The organism is Bacillus sp. V3B, from assembly GCF_024494465.1.
GTDB lineage: Bacteria > Bacillota > Bacilli > Bacillales > Cytobacillaceae > Bacillus_BD.
This window is the reverse complement of sequence record NZ_JAETXM010000022.1, coordinates 35830-57308: the sequence shown is the minus strand read 5'-3', so window position 1 is coordinate 57308 and position 21479 is coordinate 35830. Positions and strand designations below refer to the sequence as shown.

At 37.8% G+C, this 21479-nt stretch carries 19 protein-coding genes; 13 read left to right on the top strand and 6 right to left on the bottom strand.

Annotation, left to right across the window (positions count from 1 at the left end; translation table 11 throughout):
- Positions 1-159 precede the first annotated feature (159 nt).
- Positions 160-1614, bottom strand: a complete 1455-nt coding sequence (locus JMM81_RS18425; RefSeq protein WP_375162416.1) for a DHA2 family efflux MFS transporter permease subunit — start codon at positions 1612-1614, stop codon at positions 160-162.
- 438 nt (positions 1615-2052) lie between these two features.
- The gene (gene proC, locus JMM81_RS18420) at positions 2053-2895 is read right to left on the bottom strand and encodes a pyrroline-5-carboxylate reductase (protein WP_256243009.1); all 843 of its coding nucleotides are present in this window, start codon (positions 2893-2895) and stop codon (positions 2053-2055) included.
- A 117-nt stretch (positions 2896-3012) separates the two neighbouring features.
- Between proC and JMM81_RS18415 the strand changes: the two genes are divergently transcribed.
- From JMM81_RS18415 to JMM81_RS18385, 7 genes are all read left to right on the top strand, one after another.
- Complete coding sequence (locus JMM81_RS18415; protein ID WP_256243005.1) at positions 3013-3615, top strand: DNA-3-methyladenine glycosylase; 603 nt, start codon at positions 3013-3015, stop codon at positions 3613-3615.
- A 439-nt stretch (positions 3616-4054) separates the two neighbouring features.
- Complete coding sequence (gene ilvD, locus JMM81_RS18410) at positions 4055-5734, top strand: dihydroxy-acid dehydratase (RefSeq protein WP_256243004.1); 1680 nt, start codon at positions 4055-4057, stop codon at positions 5732-5734.
- 384 nt (positions 5735-6118) lie between these two features.
- Complete coding sequence (locus JMM81_RS18405) at positions 6119-6925, top strand: GDSL-type esterase/lipase family protein (RefSeq protein WP_256243003.1); 807 nt, start codon at positions 6119-6121, stop codon at positions 6923-6925.
- On the top strand, positions 6918-7826 hold the full coding sequence (locus tag JMM81_RS18400; protein ID WP_256243002.1) for an ABC transporter ATP-binding protein: 909 nt from the start codon (positions 6918-6920) through the stop codon (positions 7824-7826). The genes JMM81_RS18405 and JMM81_RS18400 overlap by 8 nt, the downstream gene beginning before the upstream one ends.
- Positions 7819-8799 carry an ABC transporter permease gene (locus tag JMM81_RS18395; RefSeq protein ID WP_256243001.1) on the top strand — a complete coding sequence of 327 codons (981 nt, stop codon included), beginning with the start codon at positions 7819-7821 and terminating at the stop codon, positions 8797-8799. The genes JMM81_RS18400 and JMM81_RS18395 overlap by 8 nt, the downstream gene beginning before the upstream one ends.
- A gap of 261 nt (positions 8800-9060) precedes the next feature.
- A complete protein-coding gene (locus JMM81_RS18390; protein ID WP_256243000.1) occupies positions 9061-9672 on the top strand; it encodes a DedA family protein in 612 nt (203 codons plus the stop codon).
- Positions 9673-9696: 24 nt separating this feature from the next.
- Positions 9697-10536 carry an undecaprenyl-diphosphate phosphatase gene (locus JMM81_RS18385; protein WP_256242999.1) on the top strand — a complete coding sequence of 280 codons (840 nt, stop codon included), beginning with the start codon at positions 9697-9699 and terminating at the stop codon, positions 10534-10536.
- A gap of 199 nt (positions 10537-10735) precedes the next feature.
- On the opposite strand, the gene JMM81_RS18380 is transcribed toward JMM81_RS18385, so the two are convergent.
- Positions 10736-11980, bottom strand: a complete 1245-nt coding sequence (locus JMM81_RS18380) for a DUF438 domain-containing protein (protein ID WP_256242998.1) — start codon at positions 11978-11980, stop codon at positions 10736-10738.
- Positions 11981-12065: 85 nt separating this feature from the next.
- Complete coding sequence (locus tag JMM81_RS18375) at positions 12066-12293, bottom strand: DUF1858 domain-containing protein (RefSeq protein ID WP_256242997.1); 228 nt, start codon at positions 12291-12293, stop codon at positions 12066-12068.
- Positions 12294-12624: 331 nt separating this feature from the next.
- Between JMM81_RS18375 and JMM81_RS18370 the strand changes: the two genes are divergently transcribed.
- On the top strand, positions 12625-13002 hold the full coding sequence (locus JMM81_RS18370) for a hypothetical protein (protein WP_256242996.1): 378 nt from the start codon (positions 12625-12627) through the stop codon (positions 13000-13002).
- Between the two features lie 92 nt (positions 13003-13094).
- On the opposite strand, the gene JMM81_RS18365 is transcribed toward JMM81_RS18370, so the two are convergent.
- The gene (locus JMM81_RS18365; protein ID WP_256242995.1) at positions 13095-13523 is read right to left on the bottom strand and encodes a DUF2935 domain-containing protein; all 429 of its coding nucleotides are present in this window, start codon (positions 13521-13523) and stop codon (positions 13095-13097) included.
- Between the two features lie 234 nt (positions 13524-13757).
- Positions 13758-14027, bottom strand: coding sequence for an iron-sulfur cluster biosynthesis family protein (locus tag JMM81_RS18360; protein ID WP_256242994.1), 270 nt, complete (start codon positions 14025-14027; stop codon positions 13758-13760).
- A 374-nt stretch (positions 14028-14401) separates the two neighbouring features.
- On the opposite strand from JMM81_RS18360, the gene JMM81_RS18355 reads away from it, so the two are divergent.
- From JMM81_RS18355 to dprA, 5 genes are all read left to right on the top strand, one after another.
- Positions 14402-15745 (top strand): sodium-dependent transporter, encoded by a 1344-nt coding sequence (locus tag JMM81_RS18355; protein WP_256242993.1) that lies wholly within the window; start codon positions 14402-14404, stop codon positions 15743-15745.
- 187 nt (positions 15746-15932) lie between these two features.
- Positions 15933-18083: a PAS domain-containing protein gene (locus JMM81_RS18350; RefSeq protein WP_256242992.1), complete on the top strand. Its 2151-nt coding sequence runs from the start codon at positions 15933-15935 to the stop codon at positions 18081-18083.
- A gap of 209 nt (positions 18084-18292) precedes the next feature.
- Complete coding sequence (locus tag JMM81_RS18345) at positions 18293-18868, top strand: transposase (RefSeq protein ID WP_256242991.1); 576 nt, start codon at positions 18293-18295, stop codon at positions 18866-18868.
- Positions 18868-20403, top strand: coding sequence for a YifB family Mg chelatase-like AAA ATPase (locus tag JMM81_RS18340; RefSeq protein ID WP_256242990.1), 1536 nt, complete (start codon positions 18868-18870; stop codon positions 20401-20403). Before JMM81_RS18345 ends, JMM81_RS18340 begins: the two co-directional genes overlap by 1 nt.
- Positions 20404-20409: 6 nt before the next feature.
- On the top strand, positions 20410-21462 hold the full coding sequence (gene dprA, locus JMM81_RS18335) for a DNA-processing protein DprA (RefSeq protein ID WP_256242989.1): 1053 nt from the start codon (positions 20410-20412) through the stop codon (positions 21460-21462).
- Positions 21463-21479 lie beyond the last annotated feature (17 nt).

Here is a 21479-nt window from a genome sequence, read left to right as displayed (position 1 = left end):
TCTTCTCATTCCTTGAGGAAGGAGTCTTCTCGCCTAAAATGATAAAATAAACTACTAATAGTAATATTACCTATTCTAATTAATCGTACAATCCGTATCAAAAAAGTGCTTGGGAAATTCCCCAAGCACTTTTTAATATTTATGATTAATTTCCTTTATCTATTGAACTTCATGCTCAACTTCTACCCGCTTGATGAAGAATGATAGTACCAATCCAATGACAGCAATTATGATAGCAAATACAAATGAATTTTGTACCCCTTCTGTAAATGCAAGCACTTGATTTAACGGATTGGTTTTGTCAGCTACCGTATTCATAAAGTTTTGGGTACTAGATGATAATATCGAAATAGCTACTGCTGTACCTATGGCTCCTGCTACCTGCTGTAATGTATTCATGATGGCGGTTCCATCTGGGTATAATTCACGCGGCAGTTGATTCAACCCATTCGTTTGCGCAGGCATCATAACCATGGAGATTCCAATCATCATAATAATGTGGAGTCCAACAATAAAGGCGGAATTCGTTTCCATCGTAATTGCAGCAAAACCAAACATAGCACCTGTCACAATAACAAACCCCGGTATGACTAACCATTTTGGGCCAAACCGATCAAATAGACTGCCCATTACAGGTGAAAGAATCCCATTTATGATACCTCCTGGCAGAAGTAGGAGTCCTGCGACAAATGTACTTAATGCTAAGGATGTCTGCAAGTACAATGGTAGTAGAATCATTGAAGACAGAATGACCATCATGCTTGTAATAACTATTACCAATCCTAGAGTAAACATTGGATACTTAAACGCTCTTAAATTCAATATAGGTTGCTTCATGGTCAGCTGGCGAATAGAGAATAACAACAAGCCAATTACACCTATGGCTAATGAAATAATAACAGTCAGACTTCCCCAACCGTCGCCTTCCCCAGAGCTACTGAACCCAAATACAATACCTCCAAATCCTAAGGTAGACAGAATAATCGAAAATAAATCAATTTTGGGCTTTGTTGTCTCTGTTACATTTTGCATAAAGTAAATACCAAAAACAAGTGCAAATACTAATAACGGTAAAGAAACCCAAAAGATCCAATGCCAAGATAAATTTTTCAAGATCAATCCAGATAAAGTAGGTCCTACCGCAGGAGCAAACATGATAACTAGACCGATTATCCCCATTATTTTCCCACGTTTATATGGCGGAATAATCATTAAAATCGTGTTAAACATCAGTGGCAGAAGCAATGCTGTACCCACTGCCTGCACGACGCGAGCGATCATCAATATACTGAAGGTCGGAGAAATTGCTCCAATCAAGGTTCCAACGATCGAGAAAATCAAGGATGTAATAAATAACTGCCTAGTTGTAAACCACTGTAAAATAAGTCCTGATACCGGCACTAGTATTCCTAGTGTTAGTAAATATCCCGTTGTCAGCCACTGTGCTGTTGTTTCATGAATCCCAAAACTTATAATTAAATTATTTAACGCCATATTTAAGGCTGTTTCATTAAACAATCCGATAAAACCTGCTACTACAAAGGAAATGATAACCGGGACAACTCTTATCGCTTCCCTTTCTATTTCCACTCCCGATTTACCCTTTGAATCCATCTGCATGCTCATTTTTTCCTCCTACAAAGTTGGCTAACCTTTTTCAAGTAGTACACCCCTTCAAATTATAACGCTCAGTCTAGATAATACTATTTGGATTTACACATAGTGTCAATATCGTTTAGCATCTATGTATATTTTATTATCCATTACCCTATTCTTTTACGTATTACTAGGCTAAAGACATTGAATAATGAATAAATACTAAGATACTAAAATCCTAGAGATTCCATCATCTTAATTAGCAGCCATTCTACCAATGCTTAACATAAATTTATGTTAAGCCTATTAATTTCCTGCGTTAAACTAAAGTTGTCCTTCATAAAGCCGATAAAGGACACTAAATTTCACACTCAGATTGGAGCATTTTTGTTTGCTATTTATGCTGTTAGATTATTGTTGAAATCTATGCTAATGACTATGTTATTTACTGTAATATTAGCATTTTTCTCTTCCAAAACTGAACCCGTTACCAGAAGCATCTATCCCTTTTATTTTATTTGTACATGCCTTCATTGCTTCTAAAATAGCAGATCTAAATTGATTTCCCTCCAACGCAGCGACAGCTTCAATCGTTGAACCGCCCGGTGTACATACGTCATCTTTTAAAGCACCAGGGTGTTTTCCTGTTTCCAATACCATTTTTGCTGCACCTAGCATGGCTTGGGCTGCCATACGATAAGCTTGCTCACGAGGAATGCCATCGCGCACACCTCCATCTGCTAAAGCTTCAATAAATAGATATGCATAAGCTGGTGAAGAAGCACTAATGGCTGGTACTGCATCCATGAGATCTTCTGTCATAACCTCTACCTTCCCAAAACTATTTAACAAAACTTCTACTTCAGTTAAATCTGCCTCAGTTAACCTACTGTTAATACTCATTGCCGTCATACCCTCTCCAACGAGTGATGGTGTATTTGGCATCGTACGAACCACTTTCATCTTCCTATTTAATTCCTTTTCAATCTGTTCGATTGTCACACCAGTAGCCATTGTAATCATCACAACATCTTCTTTGAGACTATCCTTTATTTCAGCTAACACTTGATTATGAATTGCTGGTTTCACCGCTAGGAAAAGAATATCAGCAAATTCAGCGACCTCTTCGTTATGCAAACTGCCTTTTATTCCATACTTCTGTTCGATCACGGTAAGGGTCTCCGCTCTTGATGTACTCACTTTCAAGTTTTTTGTTTGAACAACTTCAGCTTTCAACATACCTGCCATAATTGCTTGGCCCATTTTTCCGCAGCCAATAAAACCAATATTTTTGACCAACTGTTTCACGTCCTATCCTCTTTTTAAGCCAATATTATACCATTAGATTGAAGCTTGGAAAAAATCAGCAATCGTTGGGTAATATAAAGAAACAATACGTTTTCAGGAGTGCAAACAATGAATCCACTATCATCTAAATTTTTTCAAAAACCAACACTTGAACTTGCTAAATGCTTACTTGGCTGTCTTCTAGTGAAAGACACAACAGAAGGAACCGCATCTGGTTATATCATTGAAACTGAGGCCTATATGGGACCTGAAGACAGGGCGGCACACAGTTTTGAGAATCGGCGTACAAAGCGAACTGAAATTATGTTTGGTGAAGCCGGCATTGTGTATACTTACACAATGCATACACATACCCTTGTCAATGTTGTGAGCGGCCCCCTTGAAAAACCTGAAGCTATTTTAATTCGCGCGATTGAACCATATACCGGACTTGAACTGATGCATGAACGTCGCGGTACCGATAATCTGAGAAACCTCACGAATGGACTTGGAAAATTAACAAAAGCACTTGGGATTACAATGAATGACTATGGACATTCTTTTTCAAAACCTCCGCTGTACATAGCTTCGGGAATCATTCCGAATGACATTTCAATCGGCCCACGCATTGGAATTGACAATACAGGGGAAGCAAGAGACTATCCTTGGCGTTTTTGGATAACCGGAAATCCCTTTGTATCTAGGCACAAAAAAACAGTTGCCCCAAAATAATGAGGTTTGTAGAGAAAAGAGTATTTTTTCTTTACAAACTGACAGACGCGGTAAGTAGTTCAAACATTAAATAACGTATGACAAGACCTTCATGAACTTCTGCTCCTAACCCAGTATGTAAATGTCGGAAAGCCTACTTTCACTACGCTGTTATTACTACGTACATAATAAGAAGGTTAATTATACAAGAAGCATCTCATTCTTTAAGATAAGAACTTTGACAAGAAAATAGGCAAAGCATATGAACCAAAGTAACTAGCTATCAAAAAGATAAAAAATAGGATCTACTTTAATATTGCCTTTATCATACAACGGTCCGTTAAACCCTCCACCTTCTTCCAAACCGAAAACCCTACACTTATCCGTCTAAGAGTGATAAAATAGGGAAAAGTAAAAAATTGTCGAATGTATATATTGGGAGAAACTGGAGGGAATAAGATTGACAGATTTACGTAGTAGTATGATTACACAAGGAGTCGACCGTGCACCGCATCGTAGTTTGTTACGTGCAGCCGGCGTTAAAGAAGAGGATTTCGGTAAACCGTTTATTGCGGTATGTAACTCTTATATTGATATCGTTCCTGGACATGTTCACCTACAGGAATTCGGAAAAATTGTAAAGGAAGCCATTCGTGAAGCGGGCGGTGTACCTTTTGAATTTAATACAATCGGTGTTGATGACGGAATCGCGATGGGACATATTGGCATGCGCTATTCATTACCAAGTCGCGAAGTTATTGCTGATTCAGTCGAAACAGTCGTATCTGCTCACTGGTTCGATGGAATGGTTTGTATCCCAAACTGTGACAAAATTACACCAGGGATGATGATGGCGGCTCTTCGCGTCAATATTCCAACGATCTTTGTCAGTGGCGGACCAATGAAAGCCGGTACAGATGCAAGTGGTAATGCTCTTGATTTAACATCTGTTTTTGAAGGTGTAGGAGCCTATCAAGCTGGTAATATTGATGAGGCTAGATTACAAGAAATCGAGCAAGTTGCCTGTCCTACATGTGGTTCTTGTTCAGGTATGTTTACAGCAAACTCAATGAACTGTTTAGCAGAAGGTCTTGGTCTTGCACTTCCTGGTAATGGGACAATTCTAGCCGTAGCTGAAGAGCGGAAAGATTTTGTTAAACAATCAGCTACACAATTGATGGACCTTATTAAAAAGGACATTAAGCCTCGTGACATCGTAACGATCGATGCAATTGACAATGCATTTGCATTAGACATGGCTATGGGTGGTTCTACGAACACGGTTCTACACACATTAGCGTTAGCACATGAAGCTGAAATTGAGTATTCTATGGAACGCATTAATGAAGTGGCTGCTCGCGTACCACATCTTGCAAAAATCGCTCCAGCATCAGACTATCATATTGAAGATGTGCATAATGCTGGAGGCGTAAGTGCTATTATCAATGAGTTGCTGAAAAAACCAGGTGCTTTCAATGGTGATTGCCTGACCGTATCAAGTAAAACCATACGTGAAAATGTTGCTGGTTGTGAGATTTTGGATAAGGATGTTATCCATCCACTAGACAATCCACATTCTGAGCAAGGTGGTCTTGCCGTATTATTCGGTAACTTGGCTCCAGCTGGTTCCATTATCAAAGTGGGTGCAGTCGACGAATCTGTTGGTGGCTATCATAGAGGTCCTGCAATTTGCTTTGATTCTCAAGAAGATGCACTATCAGGAATCATTATGGGCAAAGTAGAAGAAGGCCATGTTGTGGTTATCCGTTATGAAGGCCCTAAAGGTGGACCAGGTATGCCAGAAATGCTTGCCCCTACTTCACAAATCGTTGGTCGTGGTCTTGGAGCGAAAGTTGGTTTGATCACAGACGGACGTTTCTCAGGTGCATCAAGAGGGATTTCAATCGGTCATATTTCTCCAGAAGCAGCAGAGGGTGGTCCAATCGCGTTTGTCGAAGATGGTGACATCATTGAACTTGATATGAATAATCGAACAATCAAACTAGAAATTTCTGATGAAGAAATGGAAAAACGTAAAGCGAACTGGAAAGGCTTTGAACCAAAAGTAAAACGAGGTTACTTAGCACGCTACTCCAAACTTGTAACAAACGCTAGCTCTGGCGGCGTAATGAAAATCTAATAAAGACGTTAAAGTGAAACTTCCATTTGGAGGTTTCACTTTTTTATTTTCCACTAAAACTTTTTAACTTTGTTTGTTCTTTTTTACAGAAAAAGTAAAAGTACGGATATCTCAAAATAATGATCTCCTGGAAGAAGGGAGAGACTAATCATTCCTATTTCTTCTCTCTACCCTACTCTGGATTGATTTCAATACAAAACTTCCTCATTTTCTTCCGTCACACAAATTTCAACACCACTTTCAAACAAATTTTATTAAATGGGATTAAAGTCTTTTCACAATAGAAATAACTATGTTTACATGAACCAACTCCCTACGATAAATGCAGATGAATAAATGATGGTGTTAGAAATGAAAATAATGACCATCACAGGAGATGATTTTTTGAAAAAAAACACAGCTCAGATGACGACGATTATCGCCATTTTACTATCGTTTCTATGGATATTTGGTTTAGTCTGGTCGATTCAAGATTTTTATTCTGGAAAAGCCGCTAGTATAGAGAAGAAACCTACGGAAAACGTAACTGAACAAACAAATACAAAGGACTTGACAGTATTGGCACTTGGAGACTCCCTTACAAGAGGCACAGGTGATGATTCTGGAAAAGGTTATGTTGGACTCGTAACAGATGAATTGAAAAAACGGTTAAATCCACAAGAGATTCTCATCTATAACTTAGGAATTAATGGTCAAACTTCATCAGATCTCTTACAACAATTAGGAGAACAAAATATTGCGCGCCAAATGGGAGAAGCCGATGTGATCTTGATGACCATTGGGGGAAATGATCTTTTTCAAAAGGGAGAGACCCTACTCAATTTAGACCTTGAGAATGTAAAACAGCTTCAACAAGATTACTTGGCTAATATGAAACAAATCTTCACAACGATTCGCGAACATAATCAACAAGCGACCGTCTTTCTTCTCGGGCTGTATAATCCATTTATCGAATTAGAGGGGAGCGAAGTGACGAATACGATCATTCGTGAATGGAATTATGCAACTGAGATGGTCGTTGGGCAATTTGAGAAAATGGTATTTGTCCCGACCTTTGATTTATTTCAATTGTCTGTCAACGATTACTTGTATTCTGATCATTTCCACCCAAATCAAGCTGGATATCAGTTAATTTCTAATAGAGTAGCTCCCCTTATTAGCTGGGAAAAGGAGGTCGATCAAGATGGCTGAAGTAACATTGGCAGTGAACAATCTACGCAAGACAATTGGACGAAAGGAGATTATTAAAGGGTTAAACTTTGAGCTGAAACAAGGCGAAGTCTTTGGATTCCTGGGCCCTAACGGAGCTGGAAAAACAACAACGATTCGAATGCTAACAGGTCTCATCAAGCCAACAAATGGTACGATTTCGATTTGTGGCTATGATGTGCGAAAAGAATTTACAAAAGCGATGCAATATTTAGGCTGTATTGTTGAAAATCCTGAGTTATATCCATATTTGTCTGGCTGGGATAATTTGCTTCACTTTGCCAGAATGCTTCCTTCTGTTACAGAAGAGCAAATTAAAGAAACCATTGCGTTTGTTAGTCTCGATGACCGAATCCATGATAAGGTCAAAACGTATTCGCTTGGCATGCGGCAGAGACTTGGAATTGCCCAAGCCCTACTGAATCGGCCAAAGGTGCTCATCTTGGATGAGCCTACAAATGGACTCGACCCGGCGGGGATTCGTGAGATGCGGCAGTTTATTCGTAACTTAGCAGAAAGTGAAGGGTTGAGTGTGCTTGTCTCAAGCCACCTATTAAGTGAAATTCAACTGCTTTGCGATCGAGTCGCCATCATGACAGAAGGAGAAATTATTCAAATTGATTCTGTTGAAAACCTACTGACAAGACAGGAGAAACTCGTTTGGAAGGTATCCCCTCTTTTACAAGGGAAGAAGATTTTGGCACAGTTCACAGATGTAACAGCAGATGGTGACTATTTAACGACTCCTCTCGAAGGAGAGAATGCCGCTGAGTGGAGTAAAGCGTTAATTGAAGAAGGGGTCTCCATTTTGGAAATGAATCGTAAAATTCCCGTTTTAGAGGAGTTATTTTTACAACTGACGGGCGGTGGTACGATTGAATAAGCTCATTCATAATGAAATGATGAAGTTGTTAGCAAGGAAACGCTTAATTGTTGTTGCTTTGATTGTTGCCGTTCTCGTTGCTTTATTTACATATGCCCAATATAAACAAACATTGGAACAGCAAGAAAAGCTTGGAACGACTGACTGGCGAGTTGCAATTCAATCCCAGATTGTTGATATTTCAAACCGGCTCAGTTCAAGCCGAATGACAGATGATGTTCGTGAACGATTGCAAATTACGTTGAAACAGCGGCAATACTATCTTGATCATGATATCAATCCTTCAGAACCCGGGGCACCAACATTTGTGAGAATGTTCATTGAAAATTCGGGTACGATGTTTATTCCTTTGCTTGTCATGCTCATTGCTAGTGATCTCGTTTCCTCTGAACATACTTTAGGCTCCATTAAACTACTGCTAACAAGACCGGTCAAACGTTGGCGAATTCTTTTGAGCAAATATATTTCGCTCTTATTATCCATCTCCATCATCATGGCAATTGTCGGGGTGCTTTCCTATCTACTATCTGGGGTAGTGTTCGGTTATCGTGGTTGGGGTGCACCCGTAATTACGGGCTTTTCTGCTCAAGCTGGAGCTTTAGATACATCTGGCGTAAGAATGATTAGCCAGTGGAAATTTTTATTGATGGACTTTGGGCTTGCCTGGTTTGTTGCAGTCGTTATCGGGACGCTGGCGTTTATGTTATCTGTTTTAATTCGAAGTACAGCAGCAGGTATGGGCGTGATGCTCGCAGCCCTTGTTTCAGGATCTATCTTAAGCTCAATGGTTTCTTCCTGGGAATCTGCTAAATATTTGTTTATGGTCAATTTAAACTTAACTGGTTATTTAAGTGGAGTGGCTCCACCAATTGAAGGGATGACGTTACTGTTTTCCATCAGCGTCTTAGCAGTCTGGTGGCTCATCTCCCTATTCGTTTCTTTCCTCGTCTTCACAAGGCAAGATGTTTACTAAAAACTTGGTACCTAATACTTAAAAAAGACAGATATCTTTTTTAAGTATTAGGTACCTTTTTTCTATTCTTTCAAATGTAGGGCTGTTCGTGATTGGTTTCGTCTATTACAATATAAAAGCTAGGAAGATAGTGTTAAAGAAAGAATGAGCGCATTTCCTTCATTTTCATGTTAATCTTTCTGCATGGACTTTTTCCGTACTGCATACTATTGTATGAGAGTAGGACAACCTGAAGAAAAGTAGCTTAGTTGGAGGTTTAACATGCAAAGCTGGATTACAGACTTTATGGAACAGTTTGGTTATATCGGAATTTTTCTCATGATTGCTTTAGAGAATGTCTTTCCTCCCATCCCTTCAGAAGTTATTCTTCCATTTGGTGGGTTCATGACAACCTATACAAACTTAACCGTTCCAGGGGTCATTGTTGCATCTACTGCTGGTTCAGTTGTTGGGGCTGTTATACTTTATGGGATTGGCCTTTTGCTAGATGTATCGAGACTAGAAAAAATTGTTGACCGTTGGGGACATATTTTACGGATCACGAAAAAAGATATTTGGAAAGCAGATGCTTGGTTTGACAAATACGGTTACTGGACAGTGCTATTTTGCCGGATGGTTCCGTTGATCCGAAGTTTAATTTCCATCCCTGCTGGTATGTCTAACATGAAATTTGCTGTATTCCTTGTTTTCACCTTTATTGGAACGTTGATTTGGAATATTATTCTTGTTTCTGTCGGTGCCGCTTTAGGTGAAAACTGGGAAAATATCTTGAGCTTCATGGATATTTATTCAGATATTGCCTATACCCTAATCGCAATTGGAATGATTGTGTTCTTTATTCTCTTTTTCCGTAAAAAAAGAAAGAAATCATAACAATTATAAGGAGAATTTTTCACAATGGATTTTATAGAAATTTTAAAAGCTATTATTCTAGGAATGGTAGAAGGTTTAACGGAATTTGCCCCTATTTCCTCTACTGGTCATATGATTATCGTGGATGATATGTGGTTGAAATCAGAAGAGTTTTTAACAAAATATGTAGCCAATACATTTAAAGTTGTTATCCAACTTGGATCCATTTTGGCGGTTGTGATCGTGTTTAGAGATCGATTTATTGATTTACTTGGTTTAAATCGTCTTTTCAATAAGGAAAAGGTCGTCGTACATGGAAAAGAACATTTGAAACTGACCCATGTTATTGTTGGTTTAATTCCAGCTGGAATACTAGGTCTTTTGTTTGAAGATTATATTGATGAGTATTTATTTTCCATTGAAACCGTCGCAATTGGTTTAGTACTCGGTGCAATCTTAATGATTCTTGCCGATGTGTTTGGCGGAAAACGTTCAAGTGTCAATTCCCTTGACGAGATTACGTATAAACAGGCGTTTATCGTAGGACTTGTTCAGTGTCTATCTCTATGGCCAGGCTTCTCACGATCAGGAGCAACGATTTCAGGTGGTGTCTTATTTGGATTAAACCATCGTACGGCGGCTGACTTTACGTTTATTATGGCCGTTCCTATTATGGCCGGTGCGAGTTTTATCTCTCTTTTGAAAAACTGGCAATACTTCTCGGTGGATGCCCTGCCGTTTTTTATCGTGGGCTTTATTAGTGCATTTGTCTTCGCCCTTATTTCCATCCGCTTCTTCTTAAAATTGATTAATAAAATTAAGCTTATCCCGTTTGCTATTTATCGAATCATTATAGCCGCTGTGATTTTCATTTTGTACTTCTAATAATAAGACTGTGTTAAACCATAGTGTTGATGATCTAGTGACTTTTCGTGTATGTACCATTTATCAACACTCATCCTCAACACAGCCATAAAAAAGAGGGATCCTGTAATGTTGCAGGATCCCTCTTTTTTGAAATGGTATGCAATTATAACCTTGTTTGATGCCATTCATCATGAATTTGACATCATTCAATTTTTCATTATGATAAAATTCGTTTTTCGCCTTCTAATGCACGAATTCCTGCTACATTTTGCGTGAACTCAAGTGTCCCCATATAAGTTCCATTTTCATCTCTGACTGCAAAATAACGAATATAAACAAACTTATCTTTTATTGGAATCCAAAAGTCTTCTATATCCTTTGCACCTGATTTGAAATCTTTTAATAGTTCTTCCACAACATGGACACTTTGTGGCGGATGACAGTTTTGTACAGTACGTCCAATAACAGCCTTAGTTCTAGCAAAAATTCTTTCTTTACCATGAGAGAAATAACGAACCACATCGTTTTCGTCAATAAAAGTAATATCTACTGGTAAATGATTCAAAAGTGTTTCTAATTGTTTGATGGAAATAATTCCAGTTTCGAAACGGATATAACCATCTGCAGGTTCTACTTCCTCTACTTCTTCTTCGTTGGGTAAATGATGGCGGATAGGTTGCCAAACACCTTGTGGAGAAGTTAAACAATAGCCAATTTCGTCACTTTCAGCGGCAATTTTCACCCACTCATCCTCTGTTAATGTTTCTAATGCCATTGGGAAGAGAATATTTTCTTCTTTGAAAATCATTTCTGTTACTTCTTTAATAACATGATTAAGTACTCCAATTACTTCATTTTTGTTACCAAAATACTCCATCAAAAAGGCCTTAGCTTCTTTGATTGCAAGGCGGATCGCATCATCCACTCCCCACATGACCTTCGTTGGCCCATCGATTCCATATCTCTCAAGATACGGGAAAAGCAAATTTTCTTTTCTGGAATAATGTTTATCCAAATCCAAAAGGAGGTTCAAATCTTCAAGTAGCTTGAATCTATTTTCATCAGAATCTTCTTTTTCAAAACGTTCTACGTGAAGCTGAAGCTTGAAATTCACAAGCATATCGACTTCTTTATTTTCCAGTTTCCATGTATGAATCGGGTGTCCGGGTTGTTCCTCTGGTTTGTCTGAACGATGGATCTCTTCTATCGATCCTTTAAAAATAGCCGCATGGACTGAGCAAAGTCGTTGAACTTCAGAAACTGGAATTCCTTCCTCTTGCATAAGCGCTTGCTCTAATTGGGAAATTTCTGCAACGGTTACATCACCGACAGCTTCTTCAAATTTTGCTTTTACTTCATCAACATTTTTCCCAGCGTGAAGTTCTTTAATAATTTCTTTTAACATTTCTTGACGTTCGGTTTTACTTTCCATTACTTCACGATTATTAATTAATTCGCTCATGATTTCATCCTCCTATTGGTTGACGATTCTTTATTAAAACACGATTGATTCTTTAAAGTACTTTTATCTGTGAACTATCATAATTCTATTGTTTTACGCTATATCCATGTTTCGCAAAAGTTTGAATGATATCAGATAGCTCAATCCCCTTCATTCGGGCTCCTTTTGCAATCGTCATGACTCGTCCTGCTGTTTGTAACATTCCTTGCTTGGTAATTTGATCAAAGCCAAGCTCCTTCATAATTTCGATAATGAATGGATCTTCTGTACAGATGTCATAGACTGTTTTTTGAAAGTCGACTATTTTCTCCACTACGGCTCACCTCTTTAGTGAGAATGCATATTTTAAACAAATAAATGATTTTAGTTCGCTTTATGAGAACTATTCTCATACAAAAAGTATAGCCGTTATGGAAAAGGAACATAGTGATGTACATCACTAGCGGTGAAAATCGTAAAACTTACTGGATTTAGCCCTGTTGATGCTCTGCTTAAATGAGCACAACTTGTACTATAAAAAAAGGACGTACATATACATATAATAAATGATCCTACCGAGATTCTATTATTGGTTTAAAAGCTTGTCGCCATTTGATTTATTTACAATGGTTAAATAGGAACTGATTAAAAGGAGTAGATTGAGTGTGAAAATTTTCTTACCCGCAGTCGGAATGATCCTGACATTAGTCTTAGTAAGTTATTTGGAGTCGCCCTATTCTGTGGTCAATAAAGAACATGTTCAAGTTTCAGGCGTTCCTTATGAAGTATTAATGGCAGATGCTGAAGCACAAGGAAGTGAACCTATTGCTATAGAGGAAGAAACAAATGTGACAATAGACGAGGAAAGTGAGGAAGTTGCAGCGCAGAACTATTCATTGGATATGGTTCTTGAAGAAACAACGGAAATCGATGGTTATATCGTAGAAACTTATCGAGAATATGAAATTTATAAGGATAATAAGGGCAAAATCATCAAAAAAGTCCCTACTTCTAATTACGATTACCTTCGCTACGAAAAATAAAAGCACAAGGTGCCTGAAACTCGATCACTATCTCATTCAAAAAAATCTATACTTTCTTAGCTCAAAATAAAAAACCGGTGTCAGGCACCGGTTTATGGTTGATTATAAAGAAGTGCTTGGGCAATACCAACAAAGTATTCTGATTCTCGGATGATATGGTCTAAGACTACTTTTGCTGTTGGGTTTGCACTTACTACTGCACTTTCTGTTTTAATTTGTTGACAGAGCTTAATGAACTCTAAGCTTTGTTTTAAACAAAAAGAGATTAGTTGCAATACTTGTTGCTGCAAGGCATTCGAAATATAGTAACTCGACCGGACAACCGATTCAATAAAGCGGATCACCTGCTTATGCGTTTCGCTAAGTGCTTTTTCCCATTCCTTTAATGCCTCAACATACTCTTCTTCAAGACCCGAAACCAATTCCCTAATCACTACGGTGTGTTCTTCTTCCTGATGCTTCCAAAACTCGGCTTCATCCAGTATTCGTAAAGGCATCTGTTGACCATAATAAAATTGCAAGCTTATTCCCCCTTGTACATGTTCATAACAATATATGGAGGGAGTAATGTGAATATGCCTGACAATCCTTCATTACGAGAAGAGTCTTCTAAACTAAAAGCCGAAATGGGAAACATAACTTAAGTGAATTGAAACGAATAAGAAACTTTCGAGAAGATTAATTAAATTAGAATAGTCTGTCTAGTAAAAGAAGCACTCACACGCTTTATTTTTAGCCTATATCCATTTAAATTCTTAAATAGCCTCAAATTCCTTAAAGCCAAATTTATCCGGTATAAAGTCTATTTTTTTGTTATTAAAGTAATGTACATGTTCTTTATCAATAATAAAATGCAGCCCATCTACGAACTCTTCTGTATCGTTCGGTTGAATCGTTTCTTCCAAAGTTAGCTTTAATTTCATATAACAGCTATGACGCATCTGCAACCTGATTAAATTCTTTGGTTGGAATTCAATTAACCTTTTTTGTATTTCTGTTTTTGCTTCCTCTGTTAATGTAAACATAAAACCATCCCCATTTTATAAATTTTAATAAACTATAGCGCAAGCTCTTAAAAGAAGTAAGACATACCTATTACCCATAAACCCACTATACACCTGGGGGCATATAATCGTCTCGAAAAAAGCTTTAAAATGATTCAATAATTCAAAAAAAGCAAATGTGATATTTCTGCTACTACGTGTTATGGTATGATGTTTAAGGTGTCTTATTTATAAGATAACAATTATTCAACAATAACATACATAAGGAAATAAGCTGTTGCTATTTCCCTTACATACTTAAATTTGCACACGTATAAAGTGTCCACCTAAAAAAACAAAATAGTGAATTTTGTCTTTTTGGCGTGTCAGGCACCAATGTTTTTGGAGGTATTTATATGGAGAGTCAGACGGAGAAGTGGTCTTCAAAGCTGGGGTTTATTTTATCTTCAGCAGGGGCTGCAATTGGTTTAGGGGCCATTTGGAAATTCCCTTACGTCACTGGAGTGAGTGGCGGCGGTGCATTTTTTCTTATTTTTGTTATCTTTACTCTATTAATAGGGCTTCCTATGCTCATTTCAGAGTTCATTATTGGCCGTGGGTCCGGAAAAGAAGCGATTAGTGCTTATAAAAAGTTAGCACCTAACAGTTTATGGATCAATGTAGGACGACTTGGTGTTGTGGGTTGTTTCCTTCTTCTCTCTTTTTACTGTGTTGTTGGAGGCTGGGTATTCATTTATAGCGTTTTATCAATTCCTGGTAAATTGATTCAAGATGGGGCAAATTACCCTGAGCTATTCGGTCAGGTGACAGGTAGTCCGGTCATTACGATTACTGGTCTAGCCATTTTTTTACTTATTAACGTACTCGTTATTGCACTCGGAGTTCAAAATGGAATTGAAAAGGCTAATAAATATATGATGCCTATTCTTTTCATCTTTTTTATCATCCTTGTGGTTCGATCATTAACATTAGATGGGGCTATGGAAGGCGTAAAGTTTTTCCTTCAGCCAGACTTTTCAAAAATCACAAGTGAAGCTATTTTATATGCTCTCGGTCAATCGTTTTTTGCATTAGCTGTCGGATTTTCCTGCATGGTAACGTATAGTTCTTATTTAGATAAAAATGTAAGCATTCCAGCATCAGCAGGCTCGGTTGTTTTTATGAATATTTTTGTTTCGCTATTCGCTGGGCTTGCTATTTTCCCGGTGGTCTTTTCCTTTGGCCTTGAACCTGCAGAGGGACCTGGCTTGCTCTTTATTGTTCTACCAACTGTTTTTGCCCAATTACCTTTTGGCGAGCTATTTTTAAGTTTATTTTTAATCTTGTTTCTCTTTGCAACCTTAACTTCAGCTTTCAGCTTACTAGAGATCATCGTTGCTGCTTTTACCGCCAATGGGAAACATTCACGTAAAAAAGTATCCTGGATTGCTGGACTAGTTATATTTATCGCTGGCATCCCTGCTGCGTTGTCGTCAAGCTTGCTAGCAGATTTCAAATGGTTCGGCCGTACTGTATTTGATTTAACTGACTTTCTCGTTAGTAATATCATGCTCCCGCTTGGAAATCTGTTTATCGCTTTCTTTATTATGTATCGAATGAGTCAAAGTATCGTTAAACAGGAATTTTTCCAAGCAAACCCCCTTACGCAAGCTCCCTTTATCGCTTGGAAGTTTTTGATGCGATGGGTTGTTCCGATTTTGATTATCCTTGTGTTCTTAAGTACATCAGGAATCTTGTAAGATCACTTCGGTGTCAGGCACCACAAAAAGAAAAATGTCTTTTTGTGGTGCCTGACACCGTTTTTTTTATTTAGTGTGCCTTTTATTAATAGTGTTGAATGTTGAATTCATCTTTCATTCATATTGGTTTTCCACTATAATTATAGTATAAAGTTAAGCGGTATATTGATAGGAGGGGTTACAATTAATGGGAGTCACTTCAAATTCGATTCTTATGATGCTTTCCATCATTTTAACAATGATATCTTCCTATGCAGCATTAGATCTTTTTTATTTATTGAACTCATCGGAACATAAAAAAAGACTGTTATTTATAGGCGGAACCTTTTCAATGGGAATCGGAATTGGGATGATGAACTTTTTTGGAATATTATTGAGAAATATGAATAGCTCTCTGGCCTTCCATTTCCCAATTGTGTTACTTTCAATGATTCTTGGAATTTTGTTCACCGGGATGGCCTTTTATACGATAACTAGAAAATCATTAAAAGCCTCTAATGTTTTTCTGGCTAGTTTTTTTATGACATTGGCTGTTTTTTTAAGCTATGTCATGGGTATGTACTCTATGAATTTAAATATCCATTATGACAAACTCTTAATGGTTCTATCTATTCTATTATTGTTTGGTGTATTTTTATTTTCGTTTTGGATGTTATTTTATACAAAAAGTTTGTCACAGACAAATCAAGTTTGGCTTAAGCCTGTTGGTGCGTTAATTATTACAGCAACCATTGTAGAGGGACATTTTTTATTCATTAGATCTTCTTTATTTGAGATAAACAAACAAGTTTGGTCTAGTCCAACCACATCGGAAACATTTATCATGTATGTAATCTTGCTTGTTTCTATTATCATTTTAGGGGGACTTATTAGTATAAGTGTCCTAATAAGCAAGCAACTTACAGCGACCGATACGAATTTAAAGGATATTACTGCCGCTCTAAATGAGCATTCGATTGTAGCGATTACGAATCCTAAAGGCCAAATAACGTTTGTTAATGAAAAGTTTATTGAAATCTCAAAGTACTCAGAATTCGAGTTGATTGGTGAGGATCACCGAATTTTAAATTCAGGCTTTCACTCTAAAGAATTTTTTAAAGAGTTATGGGCTACGATCGGTTCGGGGGAAGTTTGGAAGGGAGACATCCAAAATAGAGCAAAGGATGGAACTCTTTATTGGGTGAACACGACTATCGTTCCTTTTCTTGATAAAAAGGGGAAACCTTATCAATATGTTTCGATTAGAACAGATATAACAGCAAGGAAACAGATAGAAGTAAATTTAAAAAATTCTTTAAAAGAGTTAAGTGATATTAAATTTGCCTTGGACCAATCTTCCATCATTGTGTTTACTGATGAAAAAGGAAGAATTACCAATGTAAACGAAAGGTTTTGTCAAATCTCTAAATATGATCGACGAGAATTAATTGGTCAGGATCACCGAATCTTGAATTCAGGTTACCATACACCAAGATTTTTCAAAGAGTTATGGCATACAATTGGACAAGGAAAGGTATGGAAGGGAGAAATAAGGAATAAGGCAAAAGATGGACACTACTATTGGGTTGATACAACCATCATTCCCTTTATAAACGAGATGGGAAAGCCTTATCAATATTTAGCTATCCGAAATGATATAACGGAACGGAAAAAAACAGAGAATATTTTACATCGCCAGGACAAATTAGCTGCTATTGGCCAACTTGCAGCTGGTATTGCTCACGAGATTCGGAATCCGCTTACTTCCATAAAAGGATATGCAGAGTTTCTTCAATTGGATGAAAAGCATCCTGAAAGGCTTGAATTCTTAGATATTATATTAGATGAAATTGAGCGTGTGAATGCAATCGTTGAAGAATTTATGGTTTTAGCAAAACCAAAAGAAGCTAATTTGTCAGAAAAAAATATTATACCAATAATAAAAGAGGTTCTTTCATTATTAGAATTTGAGGCTAGAAAGAAGCATGTCCGATTGCATTTCGAATGGTGTAATGAAATTATCCAAGTGGAATGTGATGAGGATCGATTGAAGCAAGTTTTTTTAAATCTAGTCAAGAATGGAATTGAAGCGATGCCTAACGGAGGAGACCTCCGTGTTTTCACCAAGATTCATGAAGATCAAGTTGAAATTTCATTTCAGGATACAGGTATAGGGATCCCGGAAGAAAAGTTAAAGAAAATAGGCGAACCCTTCTATACAACGAAAGAGAACGGAAATGGACTTGGACTGATGGTTAGTTTCAAAATCATCGAAAGTCATAAAGGCAATATATATATCGAAAGTGAGGTCGATAAAGGAACCACCTTTAATATTATATTACCTGTTCAAACAGCTTAGTTTTTTGGTGTCAGGCACCGCTTATGCACAAAAAGCCGAAATTTGTCTTTCCAACGCGGACAAATTTCGGCTTTTTTACGACGACTTGCTATACTATCTACATCTATCCCTAAAATAATTTTATTTTTAGCAGGAATTCGACATTTTTTATAGAAATGAGATATTAGAATCGAGTTTCCCCTTACATATAAATAAAAGGACGTGATTTCTTGGCGCGAAAAAATCGTGTTTGGTTTCCGGGTGCAAAGTATCATATTACGAGCCGAGGCATACGGAAATACCCTCTTTTCTATGATGATCACGATCATCTCAAATATCTTGATCTACTTGCAGAAGCAATAGAGCACTATCCCTTTCATCTTCAAACCTACTGCCTTATGACAAACCACATTCACCTTCAATTAGAATCCGTTGAAATAACTCCTAGCCAAATTATGAAGGATCTCCATACAAAATATGCTAAATATTTCAATAACCGATACAACTTTTCAGGGCATGTATTTGAAAGCAGATATGGATCTGAACTCATTAACTCCATAGATTATGAACTAGAGGTGAATCGATATATTCATTTAAATCCTGTTAAAGCCAAACTAGTAAAAAGTCCAGAAGACTATCAATGGAGTAGTTACCGAGCCTATTTTTCACAAAAAGAACATCCCCTCATTTCCACTAGCCAGATCCTTTCCTATTTTCCCGAACCACCGTTAAAACATTATGTAGATTATATACATACAATTAGCTCAATTAGCTCACCCACACTAAAGATAGAGGAGTTTTTATAATGGCATCTACTGTTCACAGTTTTACCTTATCAGGTATCGAAGGACATGTTGTTGAGGTTGAAACCGATGTACTATTCGGCCCCCCTTCTGTTTCCATCGTCGGTCTCGGCGACAAAGCGATTAAAGAGGCTAGAGAACGATTAGAAGCAGCTATCGTTCATTCAAAACTCATTTTTCCTCCTCAAAAAATTGTCTTTAATCTAGCACCTTCTGATATGAAAAAAACAGGCACACATTTTGACCTTGCCATGGCGATTGGTCTTCTCGTGAGGACAAATCAAATACATGTAAACACCTTACTAAACATAGGCTTTATTGGTGAACTTTCTTTAAATGCTTCAATTCGCCCTGTATCTGGCATCCTCCCAATGGTGATAAAAGCAAAAGAAACACATATCACTACACTCATTGTAGCGAAGGAAAATGTGGCAGAAGCTCAACTTGTGACAGGATTAAACATATTCGGTTGCAGTACGTTAAGAGAAGCCATTGATTTACTCGAGGGAAAAGTTACCCCGATTTCGAACCAGCCCACACCTTCTTCTACAACAGATAACCTGAAACATTCAATTGATTTTTCAGAAGTAAAAGGGCATGAATTATTAATTGAATATATCGCCATTGCTGCTGCAGGTGGGCATAATCTCCTTTTGATTGGCCCTCCTGGCTGTGGAAAAACAATGATCGCCAAAAGAATCCCCACTATTTTACCCAAAATGGTTGAGGAAGAAGCTCTCCAGGTGATGAGAGTTTACAGTGTCGCTAATCAATTAAAAATCCATACTAAGCTCCTAACCGAAAGACCCTTTAGATCTCCCCATCACAATGCATCCATAAACGCTTTGATTGGTGGCGGCAGCTATGCCCTTCCAGGAGAGATTTCCCTCGCTCACCATGGCGTCTTATTCTTGGATGAAATTGCAGAGTTTACAAAAAAGGCATTGGATGCTATGAGACAGCCTTTAGAAGATGGAACAGTCACTATTTCCCGTGTTTGGGGTTCCAACACATATCCAGCTAGCTTCATGCTTGTTGGAGCGATGAATCCCTGTCCATGTGGCTATTTCGGGGGTAGCCAATGTCGTTGTACAGACTATGAAGTTTTATCTTATCGAAAAAAAATATCTGGACCCATCCTGGATCGAATGGATATTCAGAAATATGTGGGAGTTGTCGATTTTTTTAATCTCCCAAAAAAAGGGAAAAGCTCTTTGGAACTGCGTGATCATATCGAACGGGCACGATTAGTTCAAATTGAGCGATACAAGGATATTCCCGATATCACCTGCAATGCTCAGCTATCTCCTTCATTAATAGAAAAATTTTGCCCCCTTGACGATGATTCGTTAAATTTACTTCGCAAAGCTGCCGAACACTTTCACTATAGTGGTAGAACAATCCATAAATACATCAAAATCGCACGAACGATTGCCGATCTTGAGAATGAACCTTCTATTAACGCTAGTCATATGAAAAAAAGTTTATTAAGCCGTGATTTAGAAAAGGACAACCATGCTTTGCAACGGAAGGGGTAATTAAACATGAATGTTTATTGGATTTGGCTAACCCAGATTACATATATTGGTCCTGTATTACAAAAAAGATTACTCATTCAATTTGGATCACCAGAAGCAGTTTACTTTGCCTCCCAAGAGGATTTAGAAAAAGTTCCTCGGATCAGTAAACGTGCGATTGAGTCTATTTTAGTGAAACGTGACTTAACTTATGCAGAGTATATTCTCGATCAATGTGATCAAAGCGGAGTACGTCTCCTCCGCTTTTTCGATGAGCTTTATCCGCCTTATGCCAAAACCATGAAAGAATCTCCTGTTGTCCTATACTATAAGGGACATCTAAATAAAATAAAAACTGCAATTGGTGTGGTCGGATCGCGGCGTTGCACCCCATACGGGCGTAAAGTAGCTGAAGAAATTGGAAGAGAATTAGCATTACAAGAGATTCCGTTAATTAGCGGGTTTGCGAAGGGAATTGATAGCTATACACAAGCAGCCTGTATCAATCAAGATGGCTATACTGCTATCTTTCTAGCTAGCGGTGTAGATGTCTGCTACCCTCCCGAGCAACAGAGTCTCTACTATAAGACTTTAGAAAAGGGCAGTATATTCCTTTCACAATATCCACCTGGCACAAAGCCACATCCAAAACATTTTCTACAGAGAAATGCTTTAATCAGTGCTTGGTCAACTGAAGTTGTTGTCGTGGAGGCAAATGAGAAAAGTGGTGCTCTTTGGACAGCTAACTTTGCGAGAACACAAAGTAAAACGATTTATGCTGTTCCACATCCCATTCATATTCACGAAGGAAAAGGGAGTAACCTACTTCTTACTCAAGGGGCACTTCCCTACTTAGGAAAAGAGAGTTTGACTGCTTTACATGGAAGAAAGCCTACTAAAACAGTGATCTCTACTCAAGAAGACGACTCTATTTTGCATCAACTTTCCCAGACACCTACCTCCATTTCTTCTCTTGTTCAAATCCTAAACTCCAGCGAATCTGAAATCCTCGGTAAGCTCCTTCTTCTAGAACTCGAAGGGAAAATCATCATACGAGGCAATTCAGTCAGTTTACTCTAACATCTATTTATCTGTCT

Excerpts from the sequence above, each read along its gene's own strand:
- JMM81_RS18425 (WP_375162416.1), bottom strand. The coding sequence starts at position 1,614 with ATGGATTCAAAGGGTAAATCGGGAGTGGAAATAGAAAGGGAAGCGATA.
- JMM81_RS18415 (WP_256243005.1), top strand. The coding sequence starts at position 3,013 with ATGAATCCACTATCATCTAAATTTTTTCAAAAACCAACACTTGAACTT.
- JMM81_RS18400 (WP_256243002.1), top strand. The coding sequence starts at position 6,918 with ATGGCTGAAGTAACATTGGCAGTGAACAATCTACGCAAGACAATTGGA.
- JMM81_RS18390 (WP_256243000.1), top strand. The coding sequence starts at position 9,061 with ATGCAAAGCTGGATTACAGACTTTATGGAACAGTTTGGTTATATCGGA.
- JMM81_RS18385 (WP_256242999.1), top strand. The coding sequence starts at position 9,697 with ATGGATTTTATAGAAATTTTAAAAGCTATTATTCTAGGAATGGTAGAA.
- JMM81_RS18380 (WP_256242998.1), bottom strand. The coding sequence starts at position 11,980 with ATGAGCGAATTAATTAATAATCGTGAAGTAATGGAAAGTAAAACCGAA.
- JMM81_RS18360 (WP_256242994.1), bottom strand. The coding sequence starts at position 14,027 with ATGTTTACATTAACAGAGGAAGCAAAAACAGAAATACAAAAAAGGTTA.
- JMM81_RS18355 (WP_256242993.1), top strand. The coding sequence starts at position 14,402 with ATGGAGAGTCAGACGGAGAAGTGGTCTTCAAAGCTGGGGTTTATTTTA.
- JMM81_RS18350 (WP_256242992.1), top strand. The coding sequence starts at position 15,933 with ATGGGAGTCACTTCAAATTCGATTCTTATGATGCTTTCCATCATTTTA.
- JMM81_RS18340 (WP_256242990.1), top strand. The coding sequence starts at position 18,868 with ATGGCATCTACTGTTCACAGTTTTACCTTATCAGGTATCGAAGGACAT.
- dprA (WP_256242989.1), top strand. The coding sequence starts at position 20,410 with ATGAATGTTTATTGGATTTGGCTAACCCAGATTACATATATTGGTCCT.